Annotated in this window: 10 protein-coding genes; 2 read left to right on the top strand and 8 right to left on the bottom strand. The window is 68.2% G+C overall.

Translation table 11 applies throughout. From position 1 onward, the window contains the following. Nucleotides 1-331: 331 nt before the first annotated feature. The 3 genes from CUC05_RS05300 to CUC05_RS05290 all read right to left on the bottom strand — a co-directional run bounded on the left by CUC05_RS05300 (nucleotide 332) and on the right by CUC05_RS05290 (nucleotide 9,873). Nucleotides 332-6,337: a tyrosine-type recombinase/integrase gene (locus CUC05_RS05300; RefSeq protein ID WP_157965229.1), complete on the bottom strand. Its 6,006-nt coding sequence runs from the start codon at nucleotides 6,335-6,337 to the stop codon at nucleotides 332-334. A 386-nt stretch (nucleotides 6,338-6,723) separates the two neighbouring features. Beyond that, on the bottom strand, nucleotides 6,724-9,030 hold the full coding sequence (locus tag CUC05_RS05295; RefSeq protein ID WP_157965228.1) for a site-specific integrase: 2,307 nt from the start codon (nucleotides 9,028-9,030) through the stop codon (nucleotides 6,724-6,726). Between the two features lie 510 nt (nucleotides 9,031-9,540). Further along, nucleotides 9,541-9,873 (bottom strand): hypothetical protein, encoded by a 333-nt coding sequence (locus CUC05_RS05290; RefSeq protein WP_157965227.1) that lies wholly within the window; start codon nucleotides 9,871-9,873, stop codon nucleotides 9,541-9,543. Nucleotides 9,874-10,019: 146 nt separating this feature from the next. On the opposite strand from CUC05_RS05290, the gene CUC05_RS24480 reads away from it, so the two are divergent. After that, nucleotides 10,020-10,580, top strand: a complete 561-nt coding sequence (locus CUC05_RS24480; RefSeq protein ID WP_157965226.1) for a hypothetical protein — start codon at nucleotides 10,020-10,022, stop codon at nucleotides 10,578-10,580. Continuing rightward, entirely contained in the window at nucleotides 10,577-11,101 is a 525-nt protein-coding gene (locus CUC05_RS05285; RefSeq protein ID WP_108665044.1) for a hypothetical protein, read from the top strand. Before CUC05_RS24480 ends, CUC05_RS05285 begins: the two co-directional genes overlap by 4 nt. A gap of 34 nt (nucleotides 11,102-11,135) precedes the next feature. Here the strand turns inward: CUC05_RS05285 and CUC05_RS05280 are convergent, their stop codons facing one another. The 5 genes from CUC05_RS05280 to CUC05_RS05260 form a co-directional block, all read right to left on the bottom strand. Further along, nucleotides 11,136-12,428: a hypothetical protein gene (locus CUC05_RS05280; RefSeq protein ID WP_157965225.1), complete on the bottom strand. Its 1,293-nt coding sequence runs from the start codon at nucleotides 12,426-12,428 to the stop codon at nucleotides 11,136-11,138. A 94-nt stretch (nucleotides 12,429-12,522) separates the two neighbouring features. After that, entirely contained in the window at nucleotides 12,523-13,161 is a 639-nt protein-coding gene (locus CUC05_RS24475; RefSeq protein ID WP_276308883.1) for a DUF6308 family protein, read from the bottom strand. Then, nucleotides 13,125-13,628 carry a GNAT family N-acetyltransferase gene (locus CUC05_RS05270; RefSeq protein WP_108665041.1) on the bottom strand — a complete coding sequence of 168 codons (504 nt, stop codon included), beginning with the start codon at nucleotides 13,626-13,628 and terminating at the stop codon, nucleotides 13,125-13,127. Before CUC05_RS05270 ends, CUC05_RS24475 begins: the two co-directional genes overlap by 37 nt. Next, a complete protein-coding gene (locus CUC05_RS05265; protein WP_108665040.1) occupies nucleotides 13,625-14,092 on the bottom strand; it encodes an AAA family ATPase in 468 nt (155 codons plus the stop codon). The genes CUC05_RS05270 and CUC05_RS05265 overlap by 4 nt, the downstream gene beginning before the upstream one ends. Then, entirely contained in the window at nucleotides 14,073-15,464 is a 1,392-nt protein-coding gene (locus tag CUC05_RS05260) for an IS30 family transposase (RefSeq protein WP_170127939.1), read from the bottom strand. The genes CUC05_RS05265 and CUC05_RS05260 overlap by 20 nt, the downstream gene beginning before the upstream one ends. Nucleotides 15,465-15,504: the final 40 nt, after the last annotated feature.

Raw genomic sequence — 15,504 nt, 5'->3', positions numbered from 1 at the left:
CCTCGGGGCTCCGGAGAAACTCCCAGCGTCTGCCCGCGTCGCTCGAGACTCACCCCCGTCGACCTTCTACGGATCCGGACTGTCGTGCTGTGTCGATCCATCGCGCTAAGACCTGTGGGCTTTCCATGGCCTCTCCCAAGGCAGCGCGAACGATAGCGGCTTGACTCACACGGCCATTGGCCGCTGCGACTCGTAACCAAGTCGAGTACTCGAGAGAGAGATCCACGGTCAGTCGCGACGTGTCGGCCATGAACGCGACCCCTACTGGAACCAGCCTTGCAGCTAGCGCACCGTCACGCCGCGACAAGTCATCCTGATTGCGGTTCAAGCGCTAGTTCCCGAGATCGGCTACCTCAAGGAGTTCTTCCAATTCGACATCGATCTCGTCGAAGTCAAACACCGCTGCGAGCGTTCCGCTGAACGGATCGGCGAGGCGGAAGTAGCCGGCGAGGGACTCAGTGGTCGCTCGTCGCTGTAGGCGGGCGACCTCCTCAGCGGGCATCCCACCGATGAGAGCGGTTGTGGCGAATCCAGCCCGCAGTCCATGAAAGGTGAGGCGCTCGCCGAGCTCGGCCTCCAAGCCAGCCGCCTTCGCGAGCCTTTCGAAGGCATCGCGGGCTCCGTCGGCTTGGAGTTGTTGGCCGCGCTGCCCGAAGAAGACCGGATCCTCCGCGTTTGGGACTCTCCCGAACTTGCGGACCCAGGCGTGCTGATAGCGGCGCAGCATCCGGCCGATGTCGATCACCGAACTGCGCAGCTCACCGTTCTCATCAGTGACCCGGTGGAACGGGACGGCGACGAACATCCCCGTTCCCGTGGGGTCGGTCTTGGACTTGCGCACCTGGATCAGCAGGCCTCTGCCCTTACGTTCAGTGGTGATGTCGCCCCACTTCAGCGCAGCGGCTTCCTTCGATCGAAGCGACGCCCACCAGGCGAGCAGGATCAGAGTGGCGTCCCGCAACTCGTAGTAGTCAGGCTCCCCGACGGCTCTGGCCATCGCATAGCGGGTGTCCCAGTCCGCCTGCGCGTCGTAGTCATCGAAGATGCTCCCGCCCGCTGACGCCGTGTTCCATGCGTCCTGGGCGACCTTGCGAATGGCGGTGTTGCTCATGCCGGAGCCGACCGTCGCCTTGTCGAACACGGGTCCGACCGGCACGACCTCGATCTTGTTGTTCTCTCCCCGACGCTCCTCGCAACGTCCGCTCCTGATGGCGGCCGCCGCGAGGTTGCGCAACGCCTGGACACCGCACAGGACGACGGACTCGTGGTCGCGGGTGAAGTCACTTGGCCGCACCGCGACGGAGAGGTTGAGGACCTTGTGGATCCGGTCCTTGGACCGGGGCTTCGACGGATCCTTGGGGATGATAATGCAGGCGGGTCTATCCTCCTCGGGTCCAGGCAGGTCGACGTGGTGCTCCCAGACGATTTGCGCGGCGAACTTGTGGCCCATTGCGTTGGGACCGATGCATGTAGCGATGATCGCCTTGTCGCGCGCGACGATGTAGGGGTCTGCGGGCCGGTCGATCGCAGCTCGCATGAGGCGTGCCAGTTCATTGACCCGAACCGCGTGGGCGCGGAGCTGGACCCGACCGTACAGACGCCCGTAACCACTGATCTGCATGGCGAGCATCTCGTCGACCTCGAAGGGATCCGGCCATCTGCGAGCACGGCACAGCGCGCTGACCGCAGAGCGGATCGCTTGGACCGTGCCGTGCTGGAGCGGTTCGCCGTTGTCGAGGCGGCCGCGGCCGGTCAACCAGCCGAAGTACTCGTGCAAGTCCTCTGGGTCGAAGGGCTCGGTGACATCGGCCCCGTTGGGGAGTGCAGTGTTCATCCACCGGTAGATCGACCGCAGGTGGCTGGCGTAGGACGACTTGGTGTCGTGGGCCAATCCCGCTCCGAGGTTGCGGATCATGTCGATCATCGATCGGTTGAGCGGGCGCCCCTGCTTGCCGAACCGTTCTACGGCGCCGGCGAAACGGGACTGCGCTCCGGTGAGGTCATAGGGATCGTTGACTGTCAGGTCGACGATCAGCTCGCGAAGATCGCGCGGGGCGTGCGCCCAGGCGTGGTTGCTGATGAGCCGGGTCGGCGATTCCGCCGAGCCGACTGCATTACTGCGTGCAGTATCGGTCATGGCGGCAGTGTGCGATGTGGGCGCGACAGCATTGCGATCTGCGGCCCCGGGATCGATCCGGACGTCGAACATCGCGTCCCGGAAGGCGTCAAGGCCGTAATCGCGGAGGATGTCGACGGAGTCGTCCTTCATGGCCAGCAGGCGGTTGGCGAGCCGCTCGATGCGTTCGGGTTTGCAGAGCGGTCCGAAGAAGAACAGCGCCAGGTCTTCTTTGCTGTCGTCGGGCATGCCAGGGCTCCATAGTCGGTGTCGGTCGCAGGTCGCCCGGCCGTCGAGTGCGAGACGCATGCAGCGCCGGCCGTGGCGGGTCCGGGCGCAGCTCGGGGCCAACCTCTTATGGCGGGTGCAGTACTCGATCCGGTGCGCCCGGGGACGCCAGCAGCGACCGTCGTCGTCGACGTGCACGCACTGGTCCTCCTCGTCGAGGTCGTGTTGCCAGCACCGATCCAGCACGGTTCCCCAGTTGGTGATCCGCCCCAGCCGTCTGCACCTACCACCGTCCTCGTTCCTGCCACCGCAGGGCTTCCGCTCGAGATGGTTCGTGCACGGCAGTTTGCGGTTGCCGTTGAGGAAGTACATCGCAGCCTCACCGCAACGGCGGCCCTGCGCATTGGTGTGGTCGCAGCGGTCTTCGTGTGCCGGAAGGGTGACCAGGTGGCGGGTGCAGATCCGCCCGTCGGCTTCGGTTTCGACCGTTGCGGGCCACTCGCACACCCCGGCGCCGATCGGTAGTCCGCACGGGCCGGCGGCACCGCGGTGGGCGGCGCAGATGGACAACGCCTCACCGGTAGCCACCACCAGGCGGCTGAGCGGACATCGCCGACCCGACGGGTCGGTGTGATCGCAGCGGTCCTCGTCGGCGGGGATGGTCTGGGCGTGGCGGGTGCAGACGCGGCCGTCGTCGGGCGTGGTCACCGTCGCGGGCGATCCGCAGGCGCCGTTGGTGGCCGGCAGCCCGCACACCCCCGCAGCCCCCCGGTGCACGAAGCAGGAGGAGAGGAGCGTGCCGCCCTCCAGCGCAAGCCTCAGCAACGCGCACCGGCGCCCCTGGTCATCAGCGATGTCGCAGCGGTCCTCGTCGGCGGGGATGGTCTGGGCGTGGCGGGTGCAGACGCGGCCGTCGTCGGGCGTGGTCACCGTCGCGGGCGATCCGCAGGCGCCGTTGGTGGCCGGCAGCCCGCACACCCCCGCAGCCCCCCGGTGCACGAAACACGTGTCAATCGTGAAACCGGTATCAACTGTCAGGCGGCTGCGGGGGCAACGGTGACCCTGCTGATCGGTGTGGTCGCAGCGGTCCTCATCAGCGGGCAGCGTGGCCAGGTGGCGGGTGCAGATCCGCCCGTCGGCTTCGGTTTCGACCGTCGCCGGGTACGAGCAGACCGAGCGCCGGTACCGTCCGTCCTTCCAGATCGCCACCTTGACCGAGCAGCACGGCTTGTCGGGGTGCAGCGGCCCGTGGGCGCAGTACAACCCCAAGTGCCCGGCGATGGTTGTGCGGCTCCCGGGACAGCGGATCCCGTCCTCCCAGATGTGCGTGCAACGGTCGGCATCGGATGGCATCCCATCCCGGTGCCAGCTGCACATGAGCAGCCCAGCCGTGTCGTCGCCGGATGCCGGATGGCCGCAGTCCTTACCGTTGGTCCTGCGCTGCCGGCACCGTCCCGACGCGGAGCTCCGGTCATGGCGTTCACACAGGTCACCGGCGGCGACGGCCGCCTTGAGGCAGCCATCGTGGGAGCAGGGCGGTCGGTGCTGCAAGCAGCGCCCGTCGCTGAACCCGGTGCGGGTCGTGCACGACGTGACGCCGCAGACCAGCACGTGGGATAGGCAGAGGTCGCGGTAAACCAAGCGGTGTGAGGCTCGTGCTGCTAGGCCGATCCGGGTGTCAGCGCGGCAGCGATCGCCGTTGTCATGCACAAAGGTGCAACGGTCATCGGGGTGAACGTTCTCCTCGGTTGACAGGTGGACCATGCAAAGGTCCTCGTCCATCGCGGCGGCACGCGGACACGGATCACCGGTGTGGATCGTCGCTGCGCACCGAGGTGCGTGGTCGGCGCAGCGGCGCCGCGAGAGGTCGCCGGTCCTGCGTGTACATCCTTCGGGGTGGTCGCACGGGACACGATGGGTGGGGCACACGGTCGAACCGCCGTTGCCGCGGCTCGCCTGGTGCTTCTGCGCGCATCGGCTGTCCACGTTGGAGAACACCACTCTGCAGCGGTCCTCTTCAGCTAGGTCCTCCAGGGACCGGTGAAGGCTGCAATGGTCGCTACCGGTCACGGCTGCGGTCCTACAGGGCCGTGCGACGCCCCAGCCGGCATTAGGGTCCTGAACGTGTGCGGCGCACATCCTCATCGTGCGCACCCCTCCATGCATCTCGCATGCCGTGCCGTCCACATGCACTGCTGTACATCGAAGCACCTCGTGGCCGTCGGCCAGAGTGGCCGTACACCTGGCATCGTTAGAGGGCACCGGTCGGTGCAGATGGCAGTAGTCGGTGTCGGTGACGCGTCGGCGGCACCGCTTCCCTGCGTTCGGGCCGTTCAGCGCGATGGCACGGCAGATGGTCCTTGATGGGGCACAGTCGGTGCAGTGGCGCGTATGGCTCGCCGTCGTCCGGCCGCATCCGTTGCATGCGGTGGCCCTCATCCGCCCGTCGGGTCCGCGCGTGCCGTCCTGCAGCACCGAGGTCCATCCGTTGGTGCGGATGTGACCGGAGCAGTGCGGCTGCCGGGCGATCCGCTGGTTGGGGCACTGCCCTGTCGGGGTGTCGGCAAGGCAGCGCACCTCCGGGTCTGCGGGATGGTGGTTGCCGCAGTAGCCGTCGGGTGTCGCCGGTCTCGTGCAGCGGCTGTCGGAGTCGGGCACCCAGGCGAGGCAGGGTTCGGCGACCTCGGCGTGCCACCGGCACGGTCCGCCGTCGAGGGTCTGGGCCTCCTGGCACGGCCCAAGTCCGCGTTCGGACTCCACACCGCACCGCGGACGATGGGCACGGCAGCACGTCGTCGGATCGAGCGTCGGGACCTTCGCCTCGCATGCGTCGGCGGGACAGGTGTGCAGGTGGGCGACGCACACTTCTCCGTTGTTGCGCAGGCGGCGGTGGCACCGGGAGCCGGAGTCGTACACCCTCCGGCACCGCAGATCATCAGGGAGGGGGTCCGCGTCGGCCGTGGCGTGGCGTGGGCAACGTCGTTCCTCGGCGATACCGGAGTCCTTCTTGCTGCCGCAGAGCACACCGCCGTCGACCTCGAACAGGCAGCCCAGATCTGATCGTCGGGCAGCTTCCTTCTCGCAGCGCATGCAGTGTGTCTGCCCGGCGACCCGCAGTTCAGCGCCGCCTGCCGGCTGGTAGATGCAGTCATCCTCTTCGCCGGGTCCTGGGCACCGGCGCTCGTAATGGCTGCCGCAGTAGTCCCAAACGCCCCAGTGACGGGCCGGTGGGTGGGCACGGCACCTTAAGCCCGAGATCGGGAAGACGTGGATGCACTGCGGACCGGCCTCTCGAGCGTGTGCGCGGCAGTACTCCTTCCCGGCGTCGGTGCTGTGCGGGCACCACAAGACGGTGCCGTCGGGGTCCTCGTCTAACGGGGCGGCGCACTGCTCCCGCGCGAGCCCGCTCGCATCGACGTTGTGACGCTCGTAGGACGGGGACGCCTTGCCTCCGCACCGCTTGCAGAGCCGGCCTGCCAGCTTGTTGTGCTCCACGCCGCAGGACGTGCACGGCGCCTGGTGGTCGGTGCAGACCTCCGCGTACCGGCTCTGGAGCCGCGCGACCGTGCAACGGAACTTCAGGTCGCCGTGGACGTGCTCGTGCAGGCACCGGTCGTCGTTGTCGGGCCACCTGGACGGGTCGTGCGTCAGGCAGAACCCGACACCTCCGGTGTAGGTGACCGCCGTCCGGCCGCAGGTGACCCCGCCGTCGCCGATGACGAGCTGGCAGCCATCGTCGCCCCAGACCCCGCGCAGCTCCGAGATGTCGCGGCACTTCTCGCAGCGCGGTTGCTCGTCCCGGTCTCGGTTGCTTGGCTCGCCGCAGGTCATGCACGGGGACCGGTGGAACTTGCAGACCGTCGTGTGGCGGCTGGCGAGCCGTTTGATCCTGCAGCGGTGCTCCCCGTGGACGCTGCGGTGGACGCGGACGCAGAGCTGGTCGTCGGGAAGCCATTTGGCGGGATCGTGGCGCCGGCAGAACACCGTGCCCATCGCCTCTACACCGGCGCGGGCGCCGCAGGTGACCCCGCCGTCATCTAGGACCATCTGGCAGCCGTCGTCACCCCAGACCCCCCGGAGCTCCGACGGGTCGCGGCACCGTTCGCACCGTGCCCGCTCCCATGCGGCCCGCCCGTGGGGCGTCCCGCAGTCGGCGCACCGTGACAGATGTCGTTCGCACACCGTCGTCCACGCCCCCGACATCCGTCGGAGGTGGCACCGGTGGCCGCTGTCGAAGCGGTGGCGGCAGCGGTCGGGATCCGCAGGCCACCTGGTCGGTGGGTGGTGGTGGCAGTAGCCGATCCCGTCGACGGTCCGGGTCGCGCCACGACCGCACACGGCGCCGCCGTCACCGACGACGAGCTGGCAGCCGCCAGCGCTCACGACACGTTCTCGTCGAGGTCGACGGCGACCTGGTCCATCAGCGGGTCCAGGTCGGTGCCGAGGAACGGGTTCCACCGCTGGCAGTACCCGATCGTCGTAGACACGTCGGTGTGGCCGAGACGGACCTGGATGACCTCCGGACACACCCGGTCCTCATGGAGGCGTCCCGCGAGCGCGTACCGGAACCCGTGTGACGACAGGCCCGGCTCGATCAGGCCCCGACCGACCGCGTCCGTCACGCGATCGGCCACGACACGACCCACCCCGTCCTTTCCCAGCGGCTTCGTGCTCCCCCGTGCCGCCCGGGTGCCGCCCGGAGCCGCGGGCAGCAGCGGGCCGTCGTCGTAGGGCCACCACCGCACCCAACCCTCGAGCGCCGCGATCGCGTCATACGGATCGTCGTCGGCGTCGATCCACAGCAGGACAGGACGGACCGTCGTAGCCGGCTTGGACTTGGAGGCCTCCAGCCAGATCGCGACCCCTCCCGGCTGGTCCGGGTCGTAGCCGGCCATCCTGGACCGCCCGAGATCCGACCGGCGTCCCCCCGTCGCCCACAGCAGCCTGAGCACCAGGTCCTCCACCATCGCGCTGCTCGTCGGCCCGGCGAGGCGGAACACCTCCGACCAGTCGGGGCTGCCCCGCACCTCCTCCACGCCGGCGTCGAGCAAGACCCGTGCGGCCTCCACCGGGCACACCACCGTCCCCGGGCCCTCCGACAGCATTCCGGGCCGCCCGTCGGCGAGAACCTCCACGACCGCGTCGCCGTCGACCTCGCCGACCCGAACCACCCGGACCACCCGCGCCCGCGCGACCGTCGTCAGCACCGCCTCGGCCCAGCTGACCGACAACGGTGGCACGGCACGGTCGAGCAGCACTGCCATGTCGGCCGTCGTCGCCTCCCTCGACATCGGCGACTTCGTCCGGCCTGCGTCGCGGATCGCCGCACCACGCAGCGCGTCCGCCGTCAAACTCGCGCCCGGCATGAAACCCTCACCGGTCGCCAGAACGAACCCAATCTCGACCGCCCGCACCGCCCGCCGCACCGTCGACACCGTCTTGTCCGCCAGCAGCTCCTCCCCCGCCCACTCCAACAACGCGTCCGGATGCGGGTCCGCAGGGTCCTCCCCCACCCTGTCGGCCCATTCGCTGAACCGCTTGTACGTGGACCGTCCGGCTGCAAGAGACGCCCCATCGACATCCGCGAGCGACACGGGGACCCGCAACCCATCGACGTCGATCCCGGCAAGCAGATCCTCCAGAGGCCCGCCGGCGAACGTCCCGCGGACTGCACGACGTCCCACACCCGTCCCGCGCACGCGCTCGACCGGAACAGGCCCCAACTCGGGAACCGACGGGTCCAGGAACCGCCGTCGTGCCGCCTTGTCGTCCATGAGCGCGTGCAACGGCTCGACATATCGCGTGTAGACACCCTCCGACGTGTGGCGCAACAGCAGCCGCAACCACCTCGCATCCGCACCCAGCAGCCACGCATGCATCGTCCGCGACCGACGTAGGCTATACGGCGAGAACGCCGACACACCCGCCGCGGCCGCCGCCGCCCGCAGTGCATAGCCAACCGCCGGAGTGTCCGGCCTCCCGAGCCCGCCACGGGAATCCACCAGCAGCGGACCGTCTGGATCCGGCGACACTCCCTCCCGCAACGACAGGTAAAGCCGGGCCGCTTCGAGCACGTCGCCGACATCGCCGTCGACGCGATGCCGTTGCCAGAATCCCGTCTTCGTCTGCGGCAGCACCATGTCAACGCCGTCGTCGCGGACCGCGATGTCGCCCAACCCCATCCACGTCACCTCGTCGGGCCGCAGCGCGGCCGAGTAGATCAAGGCGACCACGAACCGGTCCCTGGCCGCCAGCAGCGCCGCGACTCCGGCCCCGAACCGGTTGCTCCGCGGCCGTTCCCCTGCCGCGGCCGTGATTCCCTTGACCTCACCGACACTCAGCAGGGGCGCCCTGGCCACCCCCGGGTCGAACTCCCCCGCCGACCACAGGTCCGTCAGGTGACGGTGACCGACCACCGTCGATGGCGTCACCGCCCACCGGTGGTCGACCACATGCGCCACGCACATCAACGACGACCGGATGGTCGCAAACGCATGCCCCGCCACCGCCCTCGCCTCCACGAACCCCGCGACCAAACGGTCCTGCGGCAGCATCGGGTCGGCGTCGTGGTAGCGGCAGAACCGCGCCCAGGGCCGCCAGGCAGACCGCAACCCGTCGACCCGGTGGCGACCGTAGGCCGCTCGCACCATCTGGAACCCCGGCGACTCCCCCATCAGCAGCGCCACCAGGTCAGCGTCGACCCCCGCGCCCACCGGAACGGACCGATCTTCGGCCGCAGCCGACCGGTCCTTGCCGATCGCCGGATCCCGCCGACGGCGCCCCCTTACCACCCGCACGACCCCCGGACAGACCATTCGGAACATCCCGCTGAGGGGGTGAACCAGAAACCGCCCCCAACCACGCCGGCCCGACCTACACCGGCACCACTACCTACCTCGGTGGGCCGAGCAAACATATCCTGACCTGCGGTTTTAAGCAAGGGGTGAACCATCACGCGTGAGGGGGTGAACCAACTGCCGGTTTTTCCAGCACAAACGGGGGAGCTGGGTTCACCCTCCCGCCGCCGGGGAGTCGGTTCACCCCCACCCTGTTCAGTACCGGACCAAGACATGTACTAGTCATCGGCAAGGTGGCGGCATTCCTGTCGCAGAAAGCTCGGTGGATGTCCTGCGCACTTGGACCGGCCTTCTGACCTCGCTGCCGTGCTCCGGGCGAGTCCATCCAACCCCGAGGAGTCACGGAGTCTTCGGGCGCGACTCCGCCACACGCTTTGCCTGTCGCTCGCGATTGGCAATTCGCTGTCGGGCGTCGTATCGCTGCGCTACAGCGGGCCTGGAGAGATGAACTCGGTCTGCAATCCCGGCCCACGTGTGCCCCTCGTTCAGTACCTGTGCAACCACCGTGGAGACAAAGTCGCGGGCAGCCTCCTCGGCAGCGAAGGCAACAAGCAGCTGGTCCAAGCCATCGCCGCGGCCGTGTTGCAGCGCAAGGGACCGGAGAACTTCGAGCACCTTGATGTCAGACCAGAACTCCCGACCTATCGACGGGATTCCCTTGTCATCAGTCATGGCGCGACAGTAGCTGATCGACAACTCGCCCCACGCAGCGCCCGAGATCCTGGTCAGGTCCGGCAACCCGCCCCGGGGACGAACGTGTCGCCGACCCCATCTAGCGTCAGGTGTGTCGTTAATAACGCCCGCAGGAAGGAAGACCCATGACCTCCTACCATCCCCACGCAACCTCAGAGCCAGCTGACCCATTGAGCCGCCAGCTCCTCGAGGCCTCCGAAAGCGTCCGAAGATCGGCCGAGGCACTCAAGATCGCCCCGGCCGGCAAGGACCGCCTGATCGCCCTTGCCCATGCCTACGTGGTCCTCGCAGGGTTGTGGCGAGCCACGCTCCGTACCCCGATCCGGGCGGCGATGGATGTGGAGAAGCACCGCATCGGTGTGAGTTGGGCCGGTGCCGCCCGACTGCTTGCCCAGGAAGGCGTTCCGATCTCCGCATCTCAACTCCGGCAGTGCACCATCGCCAGGACCGGCGGAGGAGGCGCTGCTCGTCGTCGCGGCGAGATCGCCGAACTCCTCAACCCAATCGATCTCAGGGCCTGGCTCGAGGACGGCCTGAGCTACGCACGGATCGCTCAACGGGCGAAGGTGAGCGCCCCGACCGTGGCCCTCCACGCCCGCCGACACGGCTTGTCCCATCTGAATCGCCGCGCCCGACTCGTGCCCACCCGCGCCAAACGCGCACCACTCCCGAGGGAGGACTCATGACCGAGCACATCCAAGTCGAGCACTGGGAACTTCATCATCGAGATGGGCGGCGCCTGCAGCTGATCGCCGATGGATGCTGGCTCACGGTCCAGTGGCCGGACAGCAGCAGGTCGCGGGTCCATCTGTCGGCGATGGACCTTCCAGCCGCGATGCCCCTCGTGGGCGAGGACCCCCAGGCATGGGATCTCGTCACCGAGGGATGGCGTCTCCGGATGCCTGACAACGGCTGCAACCTCGTCCCGGTTCATGGCACCGGAGCGATCGCAATCCATGACGGAGGAGCGATCCAGTCCTCCGGCAGCTGGGTGCTGACGCCCCGGGGTCTGCTGGTCAAGCACCGTGAAGCAGGGACGGTGCTCTGGGGATGGGGCATCGCAACCATCTGGACCGATGACGAGTGCGGGCTGTCCGTTATCCAAGGCCTGCCGGCCGGACCGGTTTGGGCAGACGCAGGCCACGAGGAGGAGACGCTGGCAGAGCTCGGCCTCGACAACGTCAGCGTCACCCGAGACCACAACTGAGGTGGCACTCACCCGCTGGGCCCCCTGCCGCGAACTACCGCCCAAGGGAGAACTCGAACGACCCGACCGACCACGGCAGCGTCCGCCAGCCGACCTGCGCTCCCTCATCGTCCTCATCGAGGTCGGCGTCATCCTGGTACACCGGCGCGAGCCAGCTCCGGCACCGAGGACACGCGTCCGGCGGACCACCCACAGCTGGCATGCAACCTCCCAGCCTGACCTCGCCGCGCTCAACGGCGGGAAGCAGATCTGAGGACGGCATGCCGCTGACCAAGAACCCAACCTGCTCACCACAGGCAGGGCATGCGGGCCATGCCTGCCGCACGCTCGGACTGGCAGGGAAGATCTGTGCTCCACACGGCTCGTCATCGAGCTGGACGACCCAGTCTCCGGGGGAGATATCGATGACGTCGATGACCTCGTCCTCACCGGCATCGACGGGCCCGACGAAGAGCTCGCCGGTCGGCAAGCTGAGTACAGCCCGGGTGGTCCGGGAGGCGTCGCTGGAGAACGCATCGGTGTCACCGACGAGACGCACTGCGACGGTGTCGCCGCCCTCGTCCGTCCCCCTCAGGATCATCGCTGGGATGCCCTCGGGTGGATGCCAGTCCACCCCGTCTTCGTGATCACGCTGAAGGGCTGCCCGCGAGGGCCCGAGCCGGAGGTGCCACTTCTCTCCGCCCACCCAGCCCTCCTCCGCCCAGTCGAGCCCGATCACGGGGACACCCCATTCCCACCGGAGCCGGTCGCGCTGCTCATCCACGATGGCTGCGGAGGTGGATTCGAAGCCGGCCGCGGCTAGGACGATCAGCAACTCTCCGATGCCATCGCCTGGTGCGTTCAGGGAGCCAAGGTCGGCTAGCGCCAAGTCGTCTTCGACGTCGCGGACGAACCGAACTTGGCTGCCCGCGTCGTGTTGCGTTGCCCAGTCAGCGAAGGCCCGAACGGTGGAGTCAACGACCACGTTGGCCGACTCCATGACCACGAGGTGCACGCTGGTATCGGCAGCCCACTGCACCGCTTGCTCGCCAACATGATGCTCGAGCCAGCCGTACCAGCGTCCCAAGACAACGACGTCACAGCCGTCAGCGAGACGGGAGACGGCTTTCCAGCCGATTGACTCAAGTTCGTCGTGGATGCCACCATCCCCACCCACGAGCGTGAACCGACCAGCCACGGGCTGGAGTTCGGAAAGCCGCTCCTCCGGCAACGAGCTTCCGTCCATCGCCCCCTCATGGATCGCCAGTACGTCATGTCCAGCCTCCACCAAGGCCCTCACGATCCGAGCGGTGCCATCCCACCGCAGCCCGACCACGGCAACCTTCACTGAGCACCTCCAAGAACGAGCGGACAGGGTTCACGGTATCCCTCGCCTGTGACACGAGTCCGCGGACTCCAGGACGCTGCCGGACGGCGCACGCCTAGCGCCGCGCGTCCATCCAGACGGCGATGTCGAGGATCCGCAGCCGTGAGGGCACTGGGAGCAGTCCCCGGAGCTCACGACCGATCGCCTCCAGCCCCTCACGAACGGCGGGCTGCCGCATGTCCTCCCGGACGGCGTGGACCAGCCGCGGGTAGGGCAGCCGACCACGTCCATCGATGGCAGAGCCGTAGCGACGACCGATATCTCGCTCGTCCAGGACGATCAGCCTCGGCCGATGTCGATGGATGATCTTCGTCAGCAGTGAGGGTGGGCGCCCATCACCCAGGTCCAACACTCCCGAGGTTAGGGTGTCCACCGTCGCGTCATCGGCGTCATCGAGGCCCGTATCGTCAGGGAGCGCATCGACCAGACGCTGCATGCCATCTCGGACTTGGACGAACCACTCCAGGTCTTCCTGCCGGATGGGACCATGCATGATCCCCGCGGCGAGCAAGTCGACCGGACCGACCACCGGCGAGGTCGGGACCGCGTCGTAGAACGGGTACGCCCATGTCTCTCCGGTCATCCCGCAGTAGCGTCGAACGAGCTCGCCAGCCGCGCGAACCGTTCCGCCGGCGATCGGTAGGTCGATCTGTGTACTCACCGGAGAGCCTCGATCTCGCGTCGGTAGACCCATCGGGACTGGAGGGGCCCTCGCGCATCCCCCTCCAGTTCGACGACGACCCGCTCACACTTCTGCCAGCCAACTGCGTCGTAGAGGGCCATCGCCGCCTCGGCGGTCTGCCAGGTCCACAGCCACAACTGCACGACACCTGCCTTCCGGGCATCGGCCTCAAGATCACGAATGAGCTGGGTACCAAGGCCCCGTCTGCGATCACCCGTCTGCACGGCCAGCCACCACACCTGCCACGCCAACGGGGAGTCGCTGTTGGTCGTTGCCGCAATGAATCCGCGGAGCTCGCCGTGGGCGAACGCACCCATGCGATGCAGTCCGCTGGTGTCGCGCATCCGCTGGAATGAATCCCGCGCCCGGACAGCGGTCGTCCCGTCGAGACCTTGGTACGCCGCCTCGGCGATCCGGGCACAGTCGTCGTCGAACCCGGTTCCGGGCAGGGACAGCAGCTCGGCTCTGACCGCGTTCACAGGTAGGCCCCTGCCGGCGCCCAGTCGCGCGAGTCGGCGATCTCCCGCATCACATCGTCGTGTTCGACGCGGCCTCGGCCGGTGAACGCTGCTCGGCGTACGAACTCTCGGATGTCTGCGGCGGTGCAGCCGTCGGTGGCTCTCGCGGCCTGGCGGACATCGACGGTGTGATCGACGTTGGCCAAAAGATGACGGAGGATCGATTCGCGTCCCGAGACGTTGGGGCGTGGCACCTCGATGACCACGTCGATGCGCCCGGCTCGCCGAGCGGCTTCATCGAGGACGCGGAGGTCGTTGGTGGTCATGAGCGTGACCACCGGGGCGTCCGTTCGCCCTAGCCCGTCCAGCGCGTTGAGGAACTCCCCCAGCCGGCCATCGACGGACCGGCCGCGACGTGGGGCATGGGCGTCTACGTCCTCGATCAGGACCAGCGTCGGCCCAGGTTCAACCAGTCGATGCAACACCTGCTTGTTCCAGAGAGCGTAGTTGCTCGTCGAGGACTTCGGCGGGGGTCTTCCAGCCGAGGACCTTCCGGGGTCTGCTGTTGAGCGCGTCTTGGACGGCGAGGACGTCCTGAAGGCTCCAGCGGGAGAGGTCGGTGCCCTTGGGGAAGTACTGGCGGAGCAGCCCGTTGGTGTTCTCGTTGGTCGCGCGCTGCCACGGTGAGTGCGGGTCGGCGAAGAACACCGCGACGCCGGTGTCGATGGTAAACTGCGCGTGGGCGGACAGCTCCTTGCCGCGGTCCCAGGTCAGCGAGCGCACCAACCCCTGCGGCATCGTTGCGAGGGTCGCTTCGAGGGCGTCCTTCATCGCGACCGCGCCGTAGCCGCCAAGCGCCGGCCCGTTCTTCACCGGCGCCTGGATGCCGTACCCCTCAAGTCGTGGCAGGTGCACGAGAAGGGTGTAGCGGCTGCTGCGTTCCACGACGGTGCCGATGGCGGAGCGGTGCAGGCCGATGATGAGGTCTCCTTCCCAGTGTCCCGGCACGGCCCGGTCTTCGGCTTCGGCTGGCCGTTCGCTCAGCACCACGTCGGCGGTCACATGGCCTTGCGGGCGGTTGCGTGCCCGTTCACGCGGCTTGCGCAGCGCACGCCCTGTCCGCAGGCAGGCGACCAGTGCGCGCTTCAGCGCACCCCGCCCTTCGATGTAGAGCGCCTGGTAGATCGCCTCGTGGCTGATGCGCATGTCCTCATCATCGGGGAAGTCGATGACCAGCCGCCGGGAGATCTGCTCCGGGCTCCACGCGGTGGCCCAGCGACGATCCGACCGGTGCGGCTTGTTCAGCCCCTTCCACGTCGTCGGGGGGCCGGCCGCAGCCGTGCCGTCGGGCCGGGTCAGCTCGCCGCTGAGTCGTTCGCGCACGTAGTCGGCCAGCCGCGGGTTCGTGGTCAGCTTCGCCGGCTTCGGGCGCTTGGCTGCCATCTGGGCCTTCCACTGCGCCACGCTGGCCCGGTAGTCCAGCTTGCCACCGCGGGTGGCGGCGTTGCGGCGCAGTTCGCGCGAGATCGTGCTCGGATCGCGTTTCATCTCGCGGGCGATCGCCCGGACACCCAGGTTCTGGGCGCGGAGCAGCGCCAGCTCTTCGCGCTCGGCGAACGACAGGTACCGGCCGGACGGCTCGGCAAGCGGCAGCGGTGTCATGCCGCCAGCGTGGCGGAACCATCGTGAACCGACGGGAACCGACACGCCGACCTCGACCGCGGCGTCCTCGGTGCTCAGCCCCTGGGCGATCAGCCGCCAGAACTCGCGTTCCACATGACGTGCCGGGATCGGCCGTCCCGGTGACCGCATCGCCGGACGCAACGCCCGATCTGCTGCCTGCTGCCGTCGAACCATCACAACCTCCATACGTCGAGGTTGTTGCGACGACCGGTTG

This window comes from Euzebya rosea, from assembly GCF_003073135.1.
Lineage (GTDB): Bacteria > Actinomycetota > Nitriliruptoria > Euzebyales > Euzebyaceae > Euzebya > Euzebya rosea.
This window is presented reverse-complemented; position numbering and strand designations above follow the sequence as displayed.